20 protein-coding genes are annotated in these 20,528 nt (G+C 55.2%); 10 read left to right on the top strand and 10 right to left on the bottom strand.

Annotation, left to right across the window (positions count from 1 at the left end; translation table 11 throughout):
* Entirely contained in the window at positions 1 to 1,002 is a 1,002-nt protein-coding gene (locus PV433_RS19405; protein ID WP_332073710.1) for an electron transfer flavoprotein subunit alpha/FixB family protein, read from the top strand.
* On the opposite strand, the gene PV433_RS19400 is transcribed toward PV433_RS19405, so the two are convergent.
* Positions 977 to 1,627, bottom strand: coding sequence for a GDSL-type esterase/lipase family protein (locus PV433_RS19400; protein WP_332073709.1), 651 nt, complete (start codon positions 1,625 to 1,627; stop codon positions 977 to 979). The genes PV433_RS19405 and PV433_RS19400 overlap by 26 nt on opposite strands.
* Positions 1,628 to 1,793: 166 nt before the next feature.
* Between PV433_RS19400 and PV433_RS19395 the strand changes: the two genes are divergently transcribed.
* Entirely contained in the window at positions 1,794 to 2,957 is a 1,164-nt protein-coding gene (locus tag PV433_RS19395; protein ID WP_332073708.1) for a M20 family metallopeptidase, read from the top strand.
* An 86-nt stretch (positions 2,958 to 3,043) separates the two neighbouring features.
* Positions 3,044 to 3,844, top strand: coding sequence for a hypothetical protein (locus PV433_RS19390; protein ID WP_332073707.1), 801 nt, complete (start codon positions 3,044 to 3,046; stop codon positions 3,842 to 3,844).
* Between the two features lie 208 nt (positions 3,845 to 4,052).
* On the opposite strand, the gene PV433_RS19385 is transcribed toward PV433_RS19390, so the two are convergent.
* The gene (locus tag PV433_RS19385) at positions 4,053 to 5,087 is read right to left on the bottom strand and encodes a M42 family metallopeptidase (RefSeq protein WP_332073706.1); all 1,035 of its coding nucleotides are present in this window, start codon (positions 5,085 to 5,087) and stop codon (positions 4,053 to 4,055) included.
* Positions 5,088 to 5,256: 169 nt separating this feature from the next.
* Between PV433_RS19385 and PV433_RS19380 the strand changes: the two genes are divergently transcribed.
* Complete coding sequence (locus tag PV433_RS19380; protein ID WP_332073705.1) at positions 5,257 to 5,406, top strand: hypothetical protein; 150 nt, start codon at positions 5,257 to 5,259, stop codon at positions 5,404 to 5,406.
* A 752-nt stretch (positions 5,407 to 6,158) separates the two neighbouring features.
* On the opposite strand, the gene PV433_RS19375 is transcribed toward PV433_RS19380, so the two are convergent.
* Positions 6,159 to 6,908: an alpha/beta hydrolase gene (locus PV433_RS19375; protein ID WP_332073704.1), complete on the bottom strand. Its 750-nt coding sequence runs from the start codon at positions 6,906 to 6,908 to the stop codon at positions 6,159 to 6,161.
* Positions 6,909 to 7,151: 243 nt separating this feature from the next.
* On the opposite strand from PV433_RS19375, the gene PV433_RS19370 reads away from it, so the two are divergent.
* The 3 genes from PV433_RS19370 (at position 7,152) to PV433_RS19360 (ending at position 9,930) form a co-directional block, all read left to right on the top strand.
* On the top strand, positions 7,152 to 8,018 hold the full coding sequence (locus PV433_RS19370; RefSeq protein WP_332073703.1) for an amidohydrolase family protein: 867 nt from the start codon (positions 7,152 to 7,154) through the stop codon (positions 8,016 to 8,018).
* 29 nt (positions 8,019 to 8,047) lie between these two features.
* Entirely contained in the window at positions 8,048 to 9,025 is a 978-nt protein-coding gene (locus PV433_RS19365) for a zinc dependent phospholipase C family protein (RefSeq protein WP_332073702.1), read from the top strand.
* Positions 9,026 to 9,246: 221 nt separating this feature from the next.
* Complete coding sequence (locus tag PV433_RS19360) at positions 9,247 to 9,930, top strand: DUF2238 domain-containing protein (protein ID WP_332073701.1); 684 nt, start codon at positions 9,247 to 9,249, stop codon at positions 9,928 to 9,930.
* Positions 9,931 to 10,212: 282 nt separating this feature from the next.
* Here PV433_RS19360 and PV433_RS19355 read toward each other — a convergent pair whose 3' ends face one another.
* The 5 genes from PV433_RS19355 to PV433_RS19335 all read right to left on the bottom strand — a co-directional run bounded on the left by PV433_RS19355 (position 10,213) and on the right by PV433_RS19335 (position 15,778).
* Entirely contained in the window at positions 10,213 to 10,491 is a 279-nt protein-coding gene (locus PV433_RS19355; RefSeq protein ID WP_332073700.1) for a hypothetical protein, read from the bottom strand.
* 168 nt (positions 10,492 to 10,659) lie between these two features.
* Complete coding sequence (locus PV433_RS19350; protein WP_332073699.1) at positions 10,660 to 11,931, bottom strand: MFS transporter; 1,272 nt, start codon at positions 11,929 to 11,931, stop codon at positions 10,660 to 10,662.
* A gap of 176 nt (positions 11,932 to 12,107) precedes the next feature.
* A complete protein-coding gene (locus tag PV433_RS19345) occupies positions 12,108 to 13,094 on the bottom strand; it encodes an ABC transporter permease (RefSeq protein ID WP_190930783.1) in 987 nt (328 codons plus the stop codon).
* Complete coding sequence (locus tag PV433_RS19340; RefSeq protein WP_332073698.1) at positions 13,084 to 14,601, bottom strand: sugar ABC transporter ATP-binding protein; 1,518 nt, start codon at positions 14,599 to 14,601, stop codon at positions 13,084 to 13,086. Before PV433_RS19340 ends, PV433_RS19345 begins: the two co-directional genes overlap by 11 nt.
* A gap of 85 nt (positions 14,602 to 14,686) precedes the next feature.
* On the bottom strand, positions 14,687 to 15,778 hold the full coding sequence (locus PV433_RS19335) for a sugar ABC transporter substrate-binding protein (protein ID WP_332073697.1): 1,092 nt from the start codon (positions 15,776 to 15,778) through the stop codon (positions 14,687 to 14,689).
* A 312-nt stretch (positions 15,779 to 16,090) separates the two neighbouring features.
* Between PV433_RS19335 and PV433_RS19330 the strand changes: the two genes are divergently transcribed.
* The 3 genes from PV433_RS19330 to PV433_RS19320 all read left to right on the top strand — a co-directional run bounded on the left by PV433_RS19330 (position 16,091) and on the right by PV433_RS19320 (position 18,137).
* A complete protein-coding gene (locus PV433_RS19330) occupies positions 16,091 to 16,966 on the top strand; it encodes an AraC family transcriptional regulator (protein ID WP_332073696.1) in 876 nt (291 codons plus the stop codon).
* A gap of 98 nt (positions 16,967 to 17,064) precedes the next feature.
* On the top strand, positions 17,065 to 17,244 hold the full coding sequence (locus tag PV433_RS19325; protein ID WP_332073695.1) for a hypothetical protein: 180 nt from the start codon (positions 17,065 to 17,067) through the stop codon (positions 17,242 to 17,244).
* Between the two features lie 500 nt (positions 17,245 to 17,744).
* Complete coding sequence (locus PV433_RS19320) at positions 17,745 to 18,137, top strand: LytTR family transcriptional regulator DNA-binding domain-containing protein (RefSeq protein WP_332073694.1); 393 nt, start codon at positions 17,745 to 17,747, stop codon at positions 18,135 to 18,137.
* A gap of 42 nt (positions 18,138 to 18,179) precedes the next feature.
* Here the strand turns inward: PV433_RS19320 and PV433_RS19315 are convergent, their stop codons facing one another.
* Together PV433_RS19315 and PV433_RS19310 are read right to left on the bottom strand one after the other, a co-directional pair.
* The gene (locus PV433_RS19315; RefSeq protein ID WP_332073693.1) at positions 18,180 to 19,865 is read right to left on the bottom strand and encodes a long-chain-fatty-acid--CoA ligase; all 1,686 of its coding nucleotides are present in this window, start codon (positions 19,863 to 19,865) and stop codon (positions 18,180 to 18,182) included.
* A 116-nt stretch (positions 19,866 to 19,981) separates the two neighbouring features.
* Positions 19,982 to 20,515 (bottom strand): hemerythrin domain-containing protein, encoded by a 534-nt coding sequence (locus tag PV433_RS19310; protein WP_332073692.1) that lies wholly within the window; start codon positions 20,513 to 20,515, stop codon positions 19,982 to 19,984.
* Between the last annotated feature and the right edge of the window lie 13 nt (positions 20,516 to 20,528).

The following is a 20,528-nucleotide window of genomic DNA, read 5'->3' as shown; positions in this document are numbered from 1 at the left end:
GTGAGCCGTTATGTACTCGTTGTAGCCGAGCTGCGTGAAGGCGCACTTCGCCAAGTATCGCTCGAAGCGGTCGCCGCAGCCCGGATGGTTGCAGGCGATGACGGCACCGTTGCCGTTTATTTGGCGGGTCATCACCCGCAAGCGCATACCGGCGAGCTGCACCTTGCCGGTGCGGACCGGATCTTCGCCGAGGAACTGGCCGCAGGAGAGACGGTCCATTCCGAACGGCTGCTGCAGTCGCTAGTGAAGATCGCCGGCGCGAACCCGCCCGCCGCGGTCGTGCTCGGACATACCGCCGCGGGCAGAGATCTAGCCCCCCGGCTGGCCGCCCGGCTCGACGCCGGGCAAATATCAGACGTCATCGCGATTACGCCGGAGCAAGGCACGCTCGCCTTTACCCGTCCGATCTACGCCGGGAAAGCTTTCGAGAAACGGATCTTTCTCCGCGAGCCATGGGTCGTCACGATCCGGCCGAACAATTTCCCATGCAAGACGGAACGAAGCGCCGCCGAGGAGCCGGAATCGGCCAGCTGCGCAGTCGAAGCGGTCCCAGCTCCGGTCAGCGTCGGTCTGCGCACCGTCATCCGGGAGGTCGTCCGCCGAACGGCGGGCAAAACCGATCTTGCGGAGGCGAAAATGATCGTCTCCGGCGGGCGCGGGGTAAAAAGCGCAGACGGCTTCCGGCCGCTGGCGGAGCTGGCGGATGTGCTCGGCGGAGCTGTAGGCGCTTCGCGCGGAGCATGCGACGCCGGCTACTGCGATTATGCGCTGCAGATCGGCCAGACGGGCAAGGTCGTGACGCCCGAGCTGTACATCGCTTGCGGGATCAGCGGAGCGATTCAGCACGTAGCCGGGATGAGCGGTTCGCGGGTCATCGTCGCGATCAACAAAGATCCGGAAGCGCCGATATTTAAAATCGCCGATTACGGAATTGTCGGGGATCTATTCGAGGTCGTACCTCTGCTGACCGAGGAGTTCAAACGTCAGTTACCCCCGGGATAAGCGGATATCCGGCCGCATGCACCTTTTCCGCAATAATCCGATACCCTTCCGCATTCGGATGAAACCGGTCGTCCGCGAGCAGGTTGTCTTCCTTGCCGAGAAACTGATCGTACACTTCGATAATATGAATGTCGCCCGCATGAAACGAACGCAGATGCTCATTGAATTTATTGACCCAAAACGCCGCCTCGGCAAATTCCGGAAGCGGATTGTACAGCCCCAGCACGCGGACGAAGTAAGGATCGCCTCCGGCTTTTATCGCTTGGATCGTTTCCAGGATCGAGTCGATATTGCGCTGATATGTCTTTAAAGCAGACATCAGATGCCGCGTATCGCTATCGAAAAAATAATGCTTTGCCGCCTGAATCAGATCGTTGCCGCCGGCGGTCAGCGTAATGATCGTTGACCGCTCCGCGGCGGCTCGCACCTGCCCGTTCGTCCGGACTAATTCGAGCACTGCGCTGGTCGTCGCACCGCTAACCCCCGCATTTTCCGTCCGCACCTGCCGCCCGTAGCCGGTCTCAAGAAGCCGGGCATACCGGTGTACGAAGCTGTGCTCCGGAAGTGCTCCCACTCCTGCCGTCAATGAATCGCCAATCGCCAAATACGCAAGCTCCCGCTTCATGAAACCTACCTCCACACTTCGTCATTGCTATACCATATTCAAGAAACGCCGATTGGGCCCCGACGCCAAGCAAAGTTTTCTTCCCGGAGACTGGCTCCCGGTTCGCACTGCGCCGCTCTTTCCTGTTACAATGGGGATATAACGCTTTGGAAACGGGGGAGCCAGGATGAAACAGACCATCTGGAACACGATCGACCATCACGCGGACGCGCTTAAGGAAATCGCTCTGTTCATCGGCGAACATCCCGAACTCGGCCACGAGGAAGTGCTGGCGTGCGGGAAATTGACAGATACGCTCAGACAGCACGGCTTCCGCGTCGAGACCGGAATACTCGGCCTGGATACCGCCTTCATCGCTACGTACGAATCGGACAAGCCCGGACCGACCGTCGCCTTTCTGTGCGAATACGATGCACTACCCGGACTTGGACATGCATGCGGCCATCACCTGATTTGCACGATGGGAATCGGGGCGGCGATCGGGCTGAAATCGGCGATCGATACGACCGGCGGCACCATACGCGTCTACGGCACGCCTGCGGAGGAGACCAAAGGCGCCAAAGTGCCGATGGCCGAAGCCGGGCTGTTCGACGATGTCGATCTGGCGCTGATGGCGCATCCGTTCCACCGCTACGAGCAATCGGGCTCCTCTTTGGCGATGGACGCGCTTCAGTTCGAATATTACGGCAAGTCGGCGCACGCCGCCGCCAATCCCCAGGACGGAGTAAACGCGCTCGACGCCGTGCTCCTTCTGTTCAACAGCCTGAACGCGCTCCGGCAGCAGCTCGAGAGCCATACCCGCATCCACGGCGTCATCACGGACGGCGGCAAAGCCCCGAACATCATACCCGACTATGCATGCGCCCAATTTTACGTACGGTCGGCGAACCGTCGTTACACCGACGAGACCGTGCGCAAAGTGATCCGGTGCGCCGAAGGCGCTGCGCTGCAGACGGGGTGCACGCTCAAGACGAGCAATTACGAATATTCGTACGACGAGCTGCGGACGAACGAACCATTGTCGGAGGCGTTCACCGCCAATCTGCACGAGCTCGGAATTGGGGCCGACCGCGTATTTTCCGGACAGGACCACGGTTCGCTTGATCTGGGCAACGTATCCCGCCGCTGTCCGGCGATCCACCCGTTCGTGCAGGTCGTTGATGAGCCGTTCATGCTGCACACGCCGGAATTTCGCGATCACGCGATGATGAACCGCGCGCTGGACGGGATGATCCTCGGCGCCAAGGCGCTTGCAGGCGCCGCTTGCGATGCGGTGGCGACTCCGGGCATGCTGGAGCGGATTCGCTTAGCGTTTGAAGCGGACCAATAAAGCCGGGACGGTAGGACCGGATCAGACCCGACCAGACGGTCAGATGCCGACGATTCGTCGGGCCTAACAGAAAGGAGCGTTTTAGGATGGGACAAGGATATACGTTCACAATCGAACCCGGTTCTTTTAATTCGTTCGAGGACGAAGCCGCTTTAGTGGAGCAATGCAAGGCATGGGGATTGCTTTCGGAGAAAGCGGCGAAAGCCAAAACATTTTATTACAAAGGGAACGGACTGAATGTCCCTTGCAGCATTATCGGATTGGCCGATCCGATTACCGCCGTCATCGAATTCGACAACAAGCAGCGGCATTGCATCCACCCTTCGTATCTGAAAGAAATGCAAGCTTCTACGTTCGGCCGGAGGGTTACGGCTTTGTCGGACGACTCTACCGAGGCCGAGGATGCAGAACCGGCAGCGGCGGCGCCCGCGGAAGTGCAGGAGGCTCAGGAAACTCAGGTAGCTCAGGAGGTTCAACAAGCTCAGGCGTCAACGCCGGACGAGCCTGCGGCCGAAGAACCGGCGGCTTCCGTTCCGGAATCGAAGCCCGCGCCGGCAGCCAAAGGAAAAGGCAAAAAGGAAAAGATTCAACTTCCGGAAGAAAAAGTGAAAATGAAAGCCACCGTGATGGAGTTTACGACGGTGCCGAACCATTTCTCCGATACGGACGACGAAGTTATCATTTATGAAGCGGTAGCCATCACCGAACCCGAGATCGAGCTCGGTTCCGCCTGGTCCAGCCACAGCGCCACTCTGAAAAAGCTGGACCTTGCAGTCGGAGACGTTCTCACCTTCGAAGGCAAGATCGTAGCGAAGAAGCTGACCAAACATCCGGTACCGTATAAGATCAACAATCCGGCCAAGCTGCAAAAAGTAACACAAGAGTAATGCAGCCGGTATGCGGAAACATCACCAGCCTCCAACTCCGCTTAGTTTGCGGCAGCTGGAGGCTGGTCTGGTTGTGCTTGTTCTGAAAATTTTGCACAATTATGGAGAAATTGCGAAGAAAGTATCGGATTACGGATTGCTGCGGAAGTGTGGTTCTTTCACCGGAGTTACTTGACAAGCATTAGCGCTTCTTCCGTTCGACCGGCCGTTACTGCGCTAAATAAGCGAGCAGCAAAACGGCCGTATTCGCAATTGCGTCTTCGTGGGTCCGCTCCATGCCGTGGGAGGCGTGTACGCCCGGACCGATTAACGCTGCCCGGATGTTGCTGCCGCCACGAAGCGCCGCTGTCGCGTCCGAGCTGTAATGGGGGTAGATGTCGACGGCAAACGGAATCCGCTCCTTCTTGGCCAGTTCGATAAGCCGCGTAGTCATCTCGTAATCGTACGGGCCGGACGAATCTTTGGCACAGATCGATACGTCGGTTTCCTTGCATTCCAGATCGTCCCCCATCGCCCCCATATCGACGGCGATCAGCTCCCGGATATCCGCAGGCAAAGATGACGATCCGTGCCCGACCTCTTCATACACCGAGATAAACACTTTCACGGTCCGCTCCGGGACGGTTCCCGAATTGTTCAGCGCCTTCAGCATGGCCAGCACGGCCGCCACGCCCGCCTTGTCGTCCAGATGACGCGACTTGATGTATCCGTTCGCCAGCTTGCGCGTGCGAGGGTCCCACGAGATGTAATCGCCTGTTTGAATCCCGAGCTGCGCTACGTCTTCTTTGCTTGCTACACGCTCGTCGAGCCGAATTTCCATATTCGCCTCTTCCCGTTTCAACTCTCTGGCATCCCCGTGTACGTGAACCGAAGGCTTTACGGACAATACCGTGCCTTCATACTCCCGCCCGTCGCGCGTATGCACGAGGCAATATTCGTTCTCAACCGACTGTATCATATAACCGCCTACCGGAGTGAACCGGAGCGTTCCGTTTGGCTTGACGGACCGGACCATCGCTCCGAGCGTATCGACATGGGCGGAGATGCCGAGCACTTCATCGCTTTTGCCGGGAACGGTAAGGATCGAACAGCCCTTCGGGGTCCGCTCGACCAGACAGCCGAGAGCCTTCGCTTCCTCTTCGACGAGCCCGATAATGCGGCCGCAAAATCCGGACGGACTCGGCACCGCCAACAGCCTGAGCAGGACGTCATTTATATATTCACGATCGATTCTTATCGCCATGCTTATTACCTTCCTCTCCCGATTCCGTATCTACGTCCAGTATACCGGATTATCCCTCTCCCGGAAACTTGCGGACATCCGCCGATCGTATGAGATCGGAGCGGCAAGAGACACTATAAGAGTTCCCGCCTGAAGCGGGAACATCTCATAAACCGGGAGGTGAACACCGATGGCAGGACGGAACAATCGGCCGAAAAAGAACGGCCCGGCTGGACATCCTTCGCAACTCGACCAGTATCGCGAGGAATTCGCCTTGGATTTGACCGAGAAACCGGAAAACGAAAAGGAACGCAAAGACAAGACGCGTTACACGCAATAATTGGCGATAAAACCGATCCCGGTTACGAGTAGTCCGCGCTTTACGGTAAAAGCCAGCCTGAAAGAAAAAACCGTCCGGTATTATATGATCCGGGCGGTTCCTTGACGTGCAAACCCACACGTTTGTTTGTGCGTAAAAGGAATGGGCCATCGCTCCAACTGCTCATTGATAAGGTTCTGCGGGAACAATTCGACTCCAATGAGGCTGTCGATTCATTGTATAGAAGTGATAGCAGGCCGTTCCAAGTGAAAAGTTACCTTCTTCTGCTCAAACAGGTTGACCTGAACCCCTTGATTGAATAAGGATTGTAAGGTAGGGGATTCCAGACAAAACTCGCCAGAAGGTCATCTTTTCCCTTTCCACTTGGTTGTCCACAGTTAATCGACAGGCTCACAAACCGCTCCTATTGCGTTTCTACCCCGTTTCAAGCAAGGCAGGAAGTCGAATGGCCCGAAAAGCGTCCCGCGGCACTTACACGCTTGCTGACTCGACTAGGAAAGAGAAAGAGACCCTTCTCCGCTTTAGTACGATGAAGATCTGAGCCTGCCTATTCTGATCTACTATGGCAATGGGCTGCCTCGGAAGTCATTTTGCGGTTTTCACACCTCACTTAGAACTGATTTCCACAGAGAAAAAGGAACTCCATCTCCACTTTACAATGGAATTTGAGTTCCTCTCGTTTGAAGAATAGGCGTTCCCTGTCAAGCAAGCCCTTTGGGATAACCCCTCCTCTTTCCAAAACGGTTGCGCCTTTAGTCCGAACGGATCGGAAGCCAATTCAGCACGCGGCCGATGTACGAATCCCAGAAGCTCCATTCGTGTAGCCCGGGACCTTCCTCGTATGTGACATCGAGTCCGACGTTCCGCGCATGGGCCAGAAACCGCTGGTTGTGCGGATACAAGTAATCTTCCGTCCCGCAGGCCTGGTACAGCTTGGGCTTAGGTCCATCTGACAAGGCTACCTTCTCGGCGAGACGAAATAGATCATCCTGTTCGGGAATGCGGTCCACTTGTCCGAAAATATAGCCGAAATCCCGGCTCCAGCGCTCAGGTCCGTCTGCGAGATCCAAAGCTCCGGATAAGCTCGCAGCGGCGGCAAACAGATCCGGCCTGCGAAGCGCCAGCTTAAAGGCGCCATAACCGCCCATAGACAAACCGGCCACAAACGTATCCTCCCGCTTGTCCGACAACGGGAAGAACGCTCTTGCTTTGGCCGGGAGCTCCTCGCTGACGAACGTCCAGTACGGATACCCGCTTGCCATATCCGTGTAGAAGCTGCGGTTGACGGCAGGCATGACGATGGCAACGTTTTTGGTTCTCGCATACCGCTCGATCGCGGTATAACGCGTCCAAGCCGTGTGATCGTCCGACAGTCCGTGCAGCAAATAAATCGTCGGAATTTTGCGGTCCGTCAGGCCGGGTTTCGGATCGGGAAGAATGACGTTCATTGATACGCCGATGCTAAGCGTATCGGAAGAGAAGGTGCATTGCATAAATGCCATGAGTGCGACCAACCTTTCGGAAATTTACGTACGTTCAGAACGCTCTCATTATACTGCACTTTTGCCCTTGCTTTCCATCTTTATACGCTTGATTTCTCCACTCTGTCCGCCTCTGTTGCATCGCGGAGCTGTCTTTAATCGCGCACTTAATTGGAATAAGTGTTGAATACCTGTATATGGCTTGTTACAATGATACCGATCCACATTCATTTTCCGAATACATAAGAATCGAGGGGCTCGATTATGATTATCGACTGCCACAACCATCCGGACTGGTACGGGTACAACGTCACCCGCTTTCTGGACAACATGAAGCAGTACAACATCGACAAAACATGGCTGATTAGCTGGGAGTGCCCGGCGGACGAGTACAATCCCGCCTACAACAAAAGCATTCCCGACGCCGGGCTGCCCGACGGTCCGATCTCGTTCCGCCGCTGCGTCTCTTACGCCGAGCAATATCCCGACAAGTTCATTCTCGGCTACGCTCCCGACCCGCGAAGACCGGATGCGATCGACAAGCTCGATCATGCGATCAAGCTGTACGGCGTCCGCGTGTACGGCGAGATTAAGCTGCGGATGATGTACGACAATCCGGATGCGATCCGCCTATTCCGTTTCTGCGGGGAGAAAGGGCTTCCGGTTATCGTCCATATCGACTACGAATTCGACCACGGCTCCAAGTACCCGCGTCCGAACTGGTGGTACGGCGGCGGTATCGACGCATTTGAGCGCGCGGTCAAAGCATGCCCGGATACGACCTTCCTCGGACACGCTCCCGGCTTCTGGGCGCATATTTCCGGCGACGATCAATTCGACAAGGTCGCTTATCCGAAAGGCAAAGTAGTCGAAGGCGGCAAAGTGGGCGAGATGCTTCGCAAATACCCGAACCTGTACTGCGACATCTCCGCCGGTTCTGGGGCCAATGCGTTCAGCCGCGATCCCGAATTCGCCAAAACGTTCCTGACCGAGTTCCAGGACCGCATCCTGTACGGACGGGACTATTTCGACAACGTCCACCAGGAAGTGCTGAACAGCCTGGATCTGCCGGCCGACGTGCTCGGGAAAATTTACTCCGGCAACGCCTTGAAGCTCGTTCCGCTCGACTGATACAATAAGGGAACAAAGGAGCGTTCCCTATGCCTAACATTTGGACTCATTTCATATTCGGCCGCGAGCTGGCGGACCTTGTCGGATTTCTGGCGGCATCCGCCTCTCCGGAGCTCCGACGCGTCTACAATATGGGCTGCCAGGGACCCGACTTTTTATTTTATCACCGCTTCCTCCCATGGCAGAAAACGGCCGGCATGCCCGAGCTCGGAAGCGCCATGCACAGCAGACAATGCGGCCCTTTCCTGCTCGATCTGCTAGAAGCGGTAAGGGGCATGCCGCTTAACGCTCCGGACACGGTGTTCGCGCTTGGCTTTTTGACCCATCATATTCTCGATCGTAATGCGCACCCGTACGTGTTTTATTTGTCGGGCTTCAAGAAGTGGGACCATCAACGGTTCGAGATTTTTATCGATACCCTGGTCGCTCGTCAACGGCTCGGGATCGAGACGTGGAACACTCCCGTTTGGAAAGAGATCGACGCCGGCGGCGCACTTCCCGGCGGGATTGCTGCAGTGTTCGAGCGATTGACGCGGCTGCACTATCCGGAGCTTGGCAGACGGTTCACCGCCAGGGACTGGGACGATGCATACCGCGATATGATTCGCGCCCAGAAGCTGTTCCACGACCCGGCCGCGATCAAACGGAAGATTACATTCGGTCAGATCGAACCGTTTCTGTTCAAGAAGGAAGTGCCCCTACTCGACTTTCTAAACGAATCGCGGAAGGAATGGCGGCATCCCTCCATTCTGGAGGAGCGTCATACCGAAAGCTTCTGGGACTTGTGGGAGCTGGCGATCCAGGACGGCGAGCCGCTGATGAAAGCGGCGCTGGACTATATTGCGCCTGAATCGGCAATCGCAAAGGACGGATCGGCGGGATCAGCAGTTTCGGATCGTGTGCATGCTCGCGTCAGGCTGGAAGCCCTGCTTGGCGATATCTCGTACGAGACCGGCAAGCCTTGCTCCGAAGGCCATAAGATCGTTCATGCAAGCCCGATGCTTTGACTTCCCAGCCCCAGCGGAACGAAAAACGAATCGAATCAGCCTCCTGTTATCGGCCCTTTGGCGGACAACAGGGGGTTTTCTTTTTGCCGCATATGCTGGATTCATGACGAATGAAAGTCCGTCCCGTTGCGGATGTATGAATTACACGCAATCGTTCACACTAAAGCAGATCGGCGATTCCCTAACCTAATAAAACACAGGAGGAAGGAGCAGCCTAAGCCATGGATCGGGATTTTACCGCACCTCGTTCGAAAGACGCACGACCCAGCTCCACGCCTCTGCTGCTTAATCCGCATTTGCCGTTTTTGCGAAACCGGGTGCTGCAGCTTCTCATTGCCGTTTTCGCCGCTTTTTGGATATATATGGCCTTTTCACCGACGAACCGGATGCAGTGGTTGATGGAAAACTTGCTCCCCGTCGCAGCCGTGCTCGCTTTAGCGTTCACCTACCGGAAGTATCGTCTGAGCACCCTCTCTTATTTGCTGCTGTTTGGTTTTTTTTGTCTCCATACGTACGCGGCTCATTATACGTATCAGAACACCCCGTTCGACGTTTGGCTGAAATCGGCTTTTCATACGAAGCGCAGCTACTTCGACCGAGTCGTCCATTTTACTTTCGGGTTGCTGTGGGCGTATCCGGTGCGCGAGCTGCTTGTCCGGAAGGCGAACCTGCGCGGATTGTGGTCGTATGCCGTTCCGGTGTCGATCGTTTTCGGCTGCAGCGCTTTATTCGAAATACTGGAGATGATCGTCGCGCTGATCGGCGGTCAAACCGGCGAAGATTACATGGGCATGCAAGGCGATCTGTTCGACAGCCAGAAAGATATGGCGCTTGGATTGGCCGGAGCCGTCGTCGCCATGGGATTGCTGGGGTGGATCAATAAACACCGGAATACGGCTAGATGATAAAAGCCGCATCCTGGCGGAGCTGCTTGCCCAAGGAAGGATCGGCATCGCGGATGTATTCGCCTGTTCCCCACTTCACTGCCGGATTAGAAGCATCGCTTCGCTTCGCTACAAAACAACCAAATTCGAATTCGTCTCACCCAACAACCGCATCTAGCAAAAATCGTTAGGGGCCAGCTTCGCGAAAACGTAAATCCGCTGACCCTTAACAAATAGGAGTTTTTAGCATCCACTATTTTGCCTTTTTCGGAGGGCAGCAGCTAATATAGGCGGTTTGCACCCTTATTTCAACCAATTAGCAGGGGAGTACCATTTTCGGGCATAATAGATAGAGGGTACAGATCGCTTATATTTCTCCGCCAAAAGCGGGTTTTGGACAAAATAGAGGGTATAAACCGATTGCAAACCGCTCTTATTCGGTTTTGGGTTTGGGCTTTTGGCTTTTGGCTTTTGGCTTTTGGCTTTTGGCTTTTGGCTTTTGGCTTTTGGCTTTTGGCTTTTGGCTTTTGGCTTTTGGCTTTTGGCTTTTGGCTTTTGGCTTTTGGCTTTGCGCTTGCTCATGCCCCCGCCGCTACCTATGGCTTCTCCCCGTGCTATGGCTCGGATCAATCTCCGCTGGTTGACAGGTGACGAGCTTATAAGTGTCTGAACGAATCGAAAAACCGATGCCCCGGAGGGACATCGGCCGATTGCTGTTGCGGTGCTATACAAGAAGCGAAGCTGCAAGCGTCAAACCTCCGCCGTAGCCGCCTCTGCCGCGCCTTTTTGCAAATTCACTTTCATCAGCATCGCGATTCCGACGATGAAAAAGACAGCCAGCGCCAGTATGCCAAGCCGACTCGAACCTGTCATCAAACCGACTACCGAAAAGACAAACGGTCCGACAATCGCGGAAAATTTGCTGGACACCGTAAGAAATCCGAAAAATTCCGCCGGACGGTCCTGCGGCACGAGCCGGCTGTAGATCGAACGGGCGATCGACTGACTGCCGCCCTGCACCATCCCGACAATAAACGCTAGCGCGTAGAAATGCCAGGTCTCACTCATAAAGTAACCAAACAAGACAATCAGCACGTAAACGCTTAACGAAATATATAACGACCGCTTCGAGCCGAGCCGCTCCGCGATTTTACCGAACAGCAGCGTGAACGGGATGCCGACAAACTGCGTAATGACAAGCGCGCCGATCAGATGACCCGTACCCAAGCCGATTTCCGTACCGTAAATCGTGGCCATCGTAATAATCGTGCTGATGCCGTCATTGAAAAACCAGTAAGCGATCAAATATTTAAGCAGCTCCGGATACCGTCTGATCCGCTTAAACGTATCCCGGATGCGGGTAAATCCGATTGCCGTATATTGGCCGATCGTGTGACTGCCTCCGGTTTTTTTATCCTTTACTTTGCGGAACAGAGGCAGCGAGAACAAATACCACCACAAAGCGACCGAAGCGAAGGAGATATAAGTACCCGTCGTTTTATCCGGCAGTCCGAACCATTGATACTTTTCAATTAACAGCAGGTTGATCACAAGAAGAATCCCCCCGCCGATATAACCGAACGCATAACCTTTGGACGATATGTAATCCCGCTTCTCCGGTACGACCAGATCGTTTAACAACGCATCGTAAAACGAATTGCCTCCGGTAAATCCGATCGTTCCGAGAATAAATAAGAACGAAGCCAATACGTAGTCGCCGTTGCCTACAAATACGAAGCAAAGCGAAGCCACTATTCCCAAATACGAAAACATCCGTAAAAATCGGATCTTGTAGCCCGAATAGTCCGCAACCGCTCCCAATATAGGCGTCAGCACCGCGACAAACAGCATCGCGATCGATTGCGTAAGCCCCCAATACGAGGTGGCCAGCTGTTCGTTCTGCAGTGTCGACGCAGCTACGCTGCTGTAGAAGATCGGCAGCACCGCGGCCATCATCGTCGTGGCGAATGCGGAGTTGGCCCAGTCGTACATCACCCATGCCCGAACCGTTTGTCGATCCACGGGAGTCCCCCTTTCGTAGTAACCGCTGTCTTCCGTTATAATCCATCCCCATTGTAACACCGCACCCGGCGGACGCCTACGATTATTTTCGGTAATGGCTGCGCTCTCGCGTCTTCCCAAACACAAAAAGCCGCAGCTTGCGGCGGCTCCTCGCTTTATATAGAACATGTAAACTTCTACACCCTGCGGCGATTCAGATGGACAAACGTAATAGCGAGCGCAAGCACCAGCACGCCGCCTTTAATAATATCAAACGCGTAATAAGGCATGTTCAGCATCGTCAGCCCGTTCAGCAGCACGCCAATCAGCACCGCTCCGAGGAACGTGCCGATGACGTTCGGTTTGCCGGCGCCGAGCACCGAGAATCCGACGAACACCGCCGCTACCGATTCCATCAGGAGCGGAGCGCCTGCATCGATTTGACCGGAACCGACCCGGGCCGCGTACAGCAGCCCGCCAATGGCGGCAAAGCAGCCGGACAGCACATAAGCGATCATCCGGACACGGTTCACAGGAATGCCGGACAGCCTCGCGGCTTCGCGGTTGCCGCCCGTAATGTACAGTTGACGGCCCCAGCGGGTGTATTTCAGGAAGATATGAACGAGCGCCACCGCCAGCAGCATCAGCACGACCGGTACCGGCACGCCGAGCAGCTCTCCCTGGCCGATCCACTTGAACGATTCGAGAAACTGCCCGGGCGCTTTGGTCCCGTCGGTCATCTGCATGTTGTTGTAGATCGCGTATCCCTTCGTATACGTCTTCTGAATGCCTCCGACCATATACATCACCGCTAAAGTGGCCAGCAGGTCGGGAATCCGGAAGCGGATTATGAGCAGCGAGTTAAGCAGTCCGATGACCGCGCCGATTAAGATGGGAACGAGAATGACGACGATCAGCGGCTGCTCGAACCAGACCATCATCGTCGCGGCCGCAACAGTCGTCAGCGAGACGGTCGAGCCGACCGACAAGTCGAAGCCGTCTACGATTTGTGATAACGTCACACCGATCGCAATAAACGTCACGATCGAGATCGAACGCAATATATCGGCGATATTGCCGTAGGTTAAAAAGTTTTCGTTCGCTATCGAGAAAAAGAGGAATACACCGGCTATGACGACCAGAGCGCCGTACTTGAAAGACAAATCCAATAACTTACTTTTCATCCTCCTGCTCCTTTCCGGCGCTTGCGAACAGCAGAATTTGCTCTTCCGTCGCCTCGCCTCGGTTAAACTCCTTGACGATCCGGCCGTCGCACATGACGAGTATGCGGTCCGAGATGCCGATGATTTCGTTCATTTCCGAAGACAGATACAGCACGCCTTTCCCTTGCTGGGCCAACTGCCCGATCAAGCGGAAAATATCGCTTTTCGCGCCGATGTCGATCCCTTTGGTCGGTTCGTCGAACATATACAGCTTCGCCTCGGTCGGCAGCCATTTGCCGATCGCGACCTTCTGCTGATTCCCTCCGCTCAAGTAACCGACCGTCTGCTCGATATGCGGCGTTTTCACACCGAGCTGTTCGACGAGCTGTGCCGAATGTTTCGATTCGGCTCTGCCCCGAATCCAGCCCGACGGCGCAAGACGTTTCAGAATCGGCAGCGTCAAGTTGACTTTGACCGACTCCCCGATCAGCACCCCCTGCTGTCTGCGCTCTTCGGGGACAAGCACGATTCCGGCGCGGATCGCATCCTGCGGTTCCTTGAGCTTCAACGCCGTTCCGTTCATACGGAGCGTCCCCTGATCGATCCGGTCCGCGGCGAACAGCAAGCGGGATAGTTCCGTCTTGCCCGCTCCGACAAGTCCGACGATCCCGACGATTTCCCCGCTGCGTACTTCCAGATCAACGCCGTGCACTTTGCCCGATCCGTGTACGTTGTCCGCCTGGAACAACACGCTCCCGATATCCGCCTGAAGCTTCGGAAACTCCTCCTCCAGCGATTTGCCGAGCATCGTCTCTACAACCTGCGGTGCGGACGTCGCGGACGCTTCTACGGTCGATACACGTGTTCCGTCCCTCATCACAGTGATCCGGTCGCAGATTTCGAATACTTCCGGGAGCCGGTGGGAGATGAAGATCAGGCCGACACCTTCCGACTTTAACGTTCTCATCGTACGGAACAGGCTCTCGGTTTCCTCCAGGCTGAGAGGGGCCGTCGGCTCGTCCAGGATGATGTATTTTGCTTTCTGCGCCAAAGCTCGCGCGATCAGAACGAGCTGCTTCTGAGAGATCGGCAGCTCGCCTGCCGGCTTGTCGACGGACAGCTTCGTCACGCCGATGCCTGCGAGAACGGCAGCCGCTTCCCGCCGGAGCGCTCCCCAGCTTACGAAAGCGCCGCCCGAGCCGTAGGACAGCCGGTCCAGCATGATATTCTCCGCCACGCTTAATCCGGGAGCCAGAGCGGTATCGACCTCCTGGTAGACGCACTGGACGCCCGCACGCTTCGCGTCGATCGGCGTCCGGATCGACACGGCCTGTCCGTCGATCGTGATCGTCCCTTCGTCCGCGGTGTAGGCGCCGGACAATACTTTCATCAGCGTGCTTTTTCCCGCCCCATTCGCACCGAGCAGCGCGTGAACTTCGCCGGAACGCACTTCAAAATCGACGCCCGAAAGCGCACGGACACCAGGGAAAAACTTGCCGATTTGCTTCATTTTCAGCATTCCGCTCATCGATTTACCAGCCCCTTCCTGCATTCCGCCGATACATGCGAAATCCCACCGGCTTGCCGCCGATGGGAGCTTGTCTATCTAACCTTTATTTCTGATTCTGTTTCTCCAGTTCCTTCACCTTGTCCGATAAGCCTTGCTGGCTGCCGCTCCAGCCTTTGACATAATCGCCGAGCTGGGTCGTCGATACCGCTTTGTCCGTCGGGAGCTGATCGCGGGAGACGAATACCGGTTCCAGCACGACGCTGTCCGGCGCCGACTCGCCCAGAAACTTCTGGTACAGGTAACGGGCTTGCACGCGGCCGATATCTTTCGGATCGACGGCGGCCGAGGCGATCCACGGTCCGTTTTTGTCTTGGATCATTTGCAGATCCTCATCGCTCAGATCGATACCGTATACTTTAATCTCCGTACGTCCCGCCTGCTGGATCGCGCGGGATGCGCCTTTGGCAAACTCGTCCCATGCCGCCCATACTGCGGTGATATCGCCTTTGTTCGGGTATTTCTTCAGAATCGCTTCCATCTGCGCCTGCGTATCGAGCGCCGTATTATTCGTAGCCGCTCCGAATGCCGCGATTTCTTTAATATCTTTGTTTTTGTCCATAAACTCTTTGTACGCCAGTTGACGGCGTTCCATCGGAGCGAATCCGGCTACCCAGATTTTGACGATGCTGCCTTTGCCGCCGATATCTTGAGCCATCTTCTCCAGCGTGACCTTCGCCATCTGCTGGTCGCCTTGGGACAATACGGTAACGCCAGGCACTTTCAGATCGGTATCAAAAGCGACGACCGGAATTTTTCGCTCCAGCGCCTTTTTCACTCCGGCTTCGAGCGCTTCCGGCTTGCCGTGGTCGATCAGGATGCCGTCGAACTTCTGGTTGACCGCCGCATCCAGGTTCGCGATCATTTTGTTCATATCGGTTTCGGCGCTGAATACGGTCACTTTGCCGCCCAGCTTCTCGACCTGCTCGGTTACGCCCGCTATGTACTGAGCGGAGAACGTTCCTTGGTTAAATTCCATAATTAGTGCAATTTTCTTGCCGTTAAGCGATGGCTGCTCTCCGCCGCCCCCCGCATTCGTCGCCGATCCTGCAGGCTCCTGCTTGGTCGAGCACGCTGCCAGCACCATAGCCAGCACGACGGCCAGCACGACGGCGATGTAAGACTTTCTGTTTCTCATGGCCTGTTACCCCTCTCCGGTACTCCGTATCTGTGGACCGATTTCTGGAATGACGTACAGATCGGTCTGTTTCCATCAATCCCAATCCGCCAGATCGGAATTGATAGATAGTATAATAGCACCGTCCAATGCCGGCGTCAATCATTTTTCGACAATTTAACCTTCTATTCCAATTAAATTAGTGTGTTTTATTGGCGATTGTCACCCCATTGTTATTTTCCCGCTATCTTGCCCCTGCTTATCAGCGATTGTTTTGGCTCGCTCCGCCCTCTATACTTAATTGTACTATCGGGAAAAGAGAGGCTTACCGCTATGGATGTATCGCTGTTATCTCCCTACATTAGAACAGCTCTCGATCACACGGCTCCGGCCGGCTGGGTGCTGCACGAGCGCGTCCTGTTCGACTACGAGCTGCTTTACGTCAAGGAAGGGCACATTATCGTGACGGTCGGCGATACTACCTACGAGGGCGTGCCCGGCGACATCTTTCTATTCCGGCCCCGGGAGCGCCACTCGATCCGGCTTGCTCCGGGATGTCCCGCGCTGCGCCAGCCTCACATTCATTTTGACCTGATCGAACGGCCGGACAGTCCCGAAGTGAAGATCAGCTTTAAGCCGATGGACCAGATGAACGAACAGGAGCTGCGCTGGTTTCGCGACGACGTGTTGTCCTCGCCGCCGATGCAGATCCCCAGCCGGGTCCGCTTGCGGAGCAGCGCTCTGTTTGAATCGATGCTGCTTGGCATCGTGGACGAATACGAACGGAAGCTGCCGTTTTATGAAACGAATGTGAAAGGGATGTTCATTCAGCTGTGGACGCTGCTGCTGCGCGAATTGTACTGGCAGGAGCACGAGCATGTGCTGACCAATATGGAGGCGCTGCAAGCGGCCAAGCTGCACATAGCCCGAAATTTGGATCGACGCCTATCCGTCGACGAGCTGGCTGCCGCATCTAATATGAGCAAATATTATTTCATCCGTTCCTTTAAAGGAGCGTTCGGCGTTCCTCCGATGAAATATTACCAGATCAAACGAATCGAAAAAGCCAAGGAGCTTATCCAATTCACGACGCTACCCGTCACCGAAATCGCGCAGCGGCTCGGCTTCCCGGGCATTCATGCATTCAGCCGGGCTTTCCGCAAAGCGGAAGGGGTCGCTCCCACCTATTACAGGGGAAAGGACCGATAGTTCCGTGTGTCCGATTGCCGCTGGGCAGCCGCCCTCTCCGCTTCCGCCCCGGAGACATATAGTGTAGTATCGTTTGCCGCAAAGGAGCTGGAACCATCATGAGGCCTGTCCCCTTTCCCTATACGCCGGCGCCCGCCTATACGATCTACGCCCGTCCCGTTGTCATCTATCGCGACATTTATCATCCGTATGTGATTCGTATTCTTCATCCCGTTCCTTGCATGCCGCTTCCAGCCGGTACCGGCTGCTGCCATGTATGCGGACGCGGCCGGACTTAAGAGACGGTTCACACCTCGGCAAAGTAAGTACGCTGCCTTACCATCAGCACGTTATCGTTGTATAAGCCTCTTAAAGAGATGCTGCCGAAGTAAAAGAATCCGGAGCATCTCTTTTTGTTTGGCGACATAAAAGTCCGATCCAAAAAAACGAATAGTCATATTTTTAAATTAGTAACTATTTACATAAATTCTATTAATAGCACTTTAATATTCCACTATTATCCATTATAATAACAGTATATACCTATAGTTGTAATATATTGTATGACTAAAAATATCCATTACAGCTGCACAGGAGCGTCGTATGAGAGTTCAGACAGTTCCTTATCCTTTTCGACAGTGGAGCGGGCTTAGCAGAATCGTTTCTTCCAAACGGCTTCGCTCTTCGCAGGCCATCGTCCTGAAGCTCCGGTAGTATTGAACTAATACCGTTTGAGCACGGGCTGCCCGAGTTCGGACTTGAGGCGGCCCGGCCATCCTTGAAGCGGGTGTGTGTACATATGCATTTTCCGGTCACGCGTGATCCCAAAAACAATAACGAGATTGTATGGCTTGATATCAGCCAGGTCATAAGCATCCAAACCTGGGAACGTTCGGTCATCTTCCATACGCTGGATGGAGAGTACTATCCTATCTTGCCCAAAATATCGACGCTGGAGAAACATCTGGACGATTTTGGCTTCCGCAGGCTGGACCGGACGAACCTTGTCCACCTGCGCAAAATTCAATGTTTCGACGAAGAACGGTCGGTCGTTTTTTTTGAGGAGCCCGTTACCCCGGGCAGCAAATATTCGACAGTATCGCACGGCGAAAGAACGCTGGTCAAGAAGGAGCTAGCCAACTTGAAACAGCTTGGGACCAAACGGCAGCAGAAACAGCAGGAAGGAGGGTAGCCGTCATGACCTCCCTCCTGTTTCGTCATATGCGGTTAACCCTTACCCTTTGGGACCGTCCGCAAGTTGCTCCTCTCTAAGTTCTCTCCGGAGCACCTTCCCGATCATCGACTTGGGCAGCGAATCGCGAAATTCGTAGACTCGCGGCACCTTGTACGCAGCCAGCTTGAGGCGGCAGTAGCTGTCCAGCTCCGATTCGGACACCTGAACGCCCGGTTTGCATACGATAAACGCTTTCACCGTTTCCCCCCGGTATTCGTCGGGCACGCCGATAACGGCCGCTTCCAGCACGTCCGGATGCTCGAAGAGCACTTCCTCGACCTCCCTCGGGAAAATATTGAACCCTCCGGCAATAATCAGATCTTTCTTGCGATCGACAATATAAAAATAACCTTCTTCGTCCATATAAGCCATATCGCCAGTACGCAGCCACCCGTCCCCGACCGTAACAGCCGTCTCCTCCGGCTTGTTCCAATACCCTTTCATTACCTGCGGGCCTTTCAGAAGCAGTTCGCCGATCTGATTGGGGGGCAACGTCTCGCCGGTGTCCATATCGACGATTTTGCAATCGGTATCCGGCCACGGCAGTCCGATCGAACCGGATTTGCGACGCTCCCAGATCGGATTCGCATGCGTTACCGGCGAGCATTCCGACAATCCGTAACCTTCGACCAGCCGCCCGCCCGTCAGCCTTTCGAATTGCTGCTGAACTTCCAGCGGCAACGGCGCGGAACCGCTAATGCAGCAGCGAATCGAGGACAGCTTGTATTTGACTGCCGAGTCCGGGTGATGATTAATCGCGATATACATGGTCGGCGCTCCGGGAAATATCGTCGGTTTCTCGCGGTGGATCGTTTTTAGCAAATTTTCGACTTCAAACTTAGGAACCAGCACCACATTGGCGCCGATGGACAAGCCGAAATTCATACATACGGTCATCCCGTACACGTGAAATAACGGTACAGCCGCCAGCATGATTTCTTGTCCGGCATCGACCTTATACATCCAGCTTGCGCATTGGCGCGTATTGGCGGCCAAATTGGCGTGCGTCAGCATAACGCCCTTCGGTGCCCCGGTCGTTCCTCCCGTATACTGCAGAACGGCCACATCTCGCTCCGGGTCGACGGGGTGGGAGACGGGCTCCGGCTTTGCGAAGCGGAGCAGCCGGTGGAGGATGAACAGCTGCTCCTGTTCGGCGTCGTACTTAGGCAAAGGTCCTTTCCGTTTCTGTACGAGCGGATACAGCGCTTTCTTCACCAGCGGCAGCTCATCGCGGATTCCCGTTACGATGATCCGCTTCAGACCGGCCTTCTCGCGGATATTGCGGATTCGCGGCAGCAAGAGGTCCAGGCAAACGATCGTATCCGCCTGCGAATCGGTGATGTGCCGAAGCAGCTCCCGTTCGACATGCAGCGGATTCAACTGCACGACGGTCGCGCCAGCGAACAAAGCTCCATAGTAACAGATCACATACTGGGGCATATTCGGCAAAAGCAAAGCGACCCGGTCGCCCGGAACGACTCCGAGGCTGTGCAAGCCGTTAGCGAACCGGTACGATTGCTGCAGCAGATCCTTGTACTTCGTCCGCTTGCCGAAAAACGTAACGGCCGGACGGTCCGGATATTGCTCCGCCGTCGTTTGCAACAGCGTCGTAATGGGAACGGACGGATAATCGAGCGTAGTCGGCACTTCTTGGGGGTAATAGTCATGCCACGGTCGCCGGTCCATGCATCATCCACCTTCCTGAACGCGGCGCTAAACCGCGCGGTTAGTACATGATATGGGCCAACGCCTGTTCAAGATGACGGAAAAGCTTCAACCATATTTCATACATTGTCCCCGGTTTACCGGTAATACCGGTCCATATCTGCGGCGATCTGGTCGGCCAGCGGGAATACGATCTCTTCGTTTTTGCGCAAATGCTCTTCCAGTATAAAAAGCGCCTGTTCGATTTGCCGCAGAAGCTCCCTCGTTTTCGGTTCCGGGCTAAACATTCCGATACTGCCGGATTCCTCGATATACGACTTTAAATATTGCATCGCCCACTCCCGCTCCAGATCCATCACCGACATCGGCCCCATCCTTTTGCCGGTCAGTTCCGCAAGGAGCGGAAATACATAACGCTTCTCCCATTCCTCATGGCTTTGCAGACGCGCCAGCAGCTCGCACACGTACGGCTTCATCTCGGCGATCCGGGCGCAGACCGGGCCGGGTTCTCCCTTCCGGCTCTCTTCCACCAATTGCCGAATCGACAAAATTTGAGCTTTCATCTCGCCCTGCTCCTCTTCCAACCGGTTAACCGCATCGCGGAACCGGACGCTGGGGTCGCAAAGCACCATCGTATGCTGGGTGTTCCTGTCCGTTATGAGTCGGCTCATCGCTGCATTCCTC

This window comes from Paenibacillus sp. GYB004 (assembly GCF_036577605.1).
Taxonomy (GTDB): Bacteria; Bacillota; Bacilli; order Paenibacillales; family NBRC-103111; genus Paenibacillus_AB; species Paenibacillus_AB oceani.
This window is presented reverse-complemented; position numbering and strand designations above follow the sequence as displayed.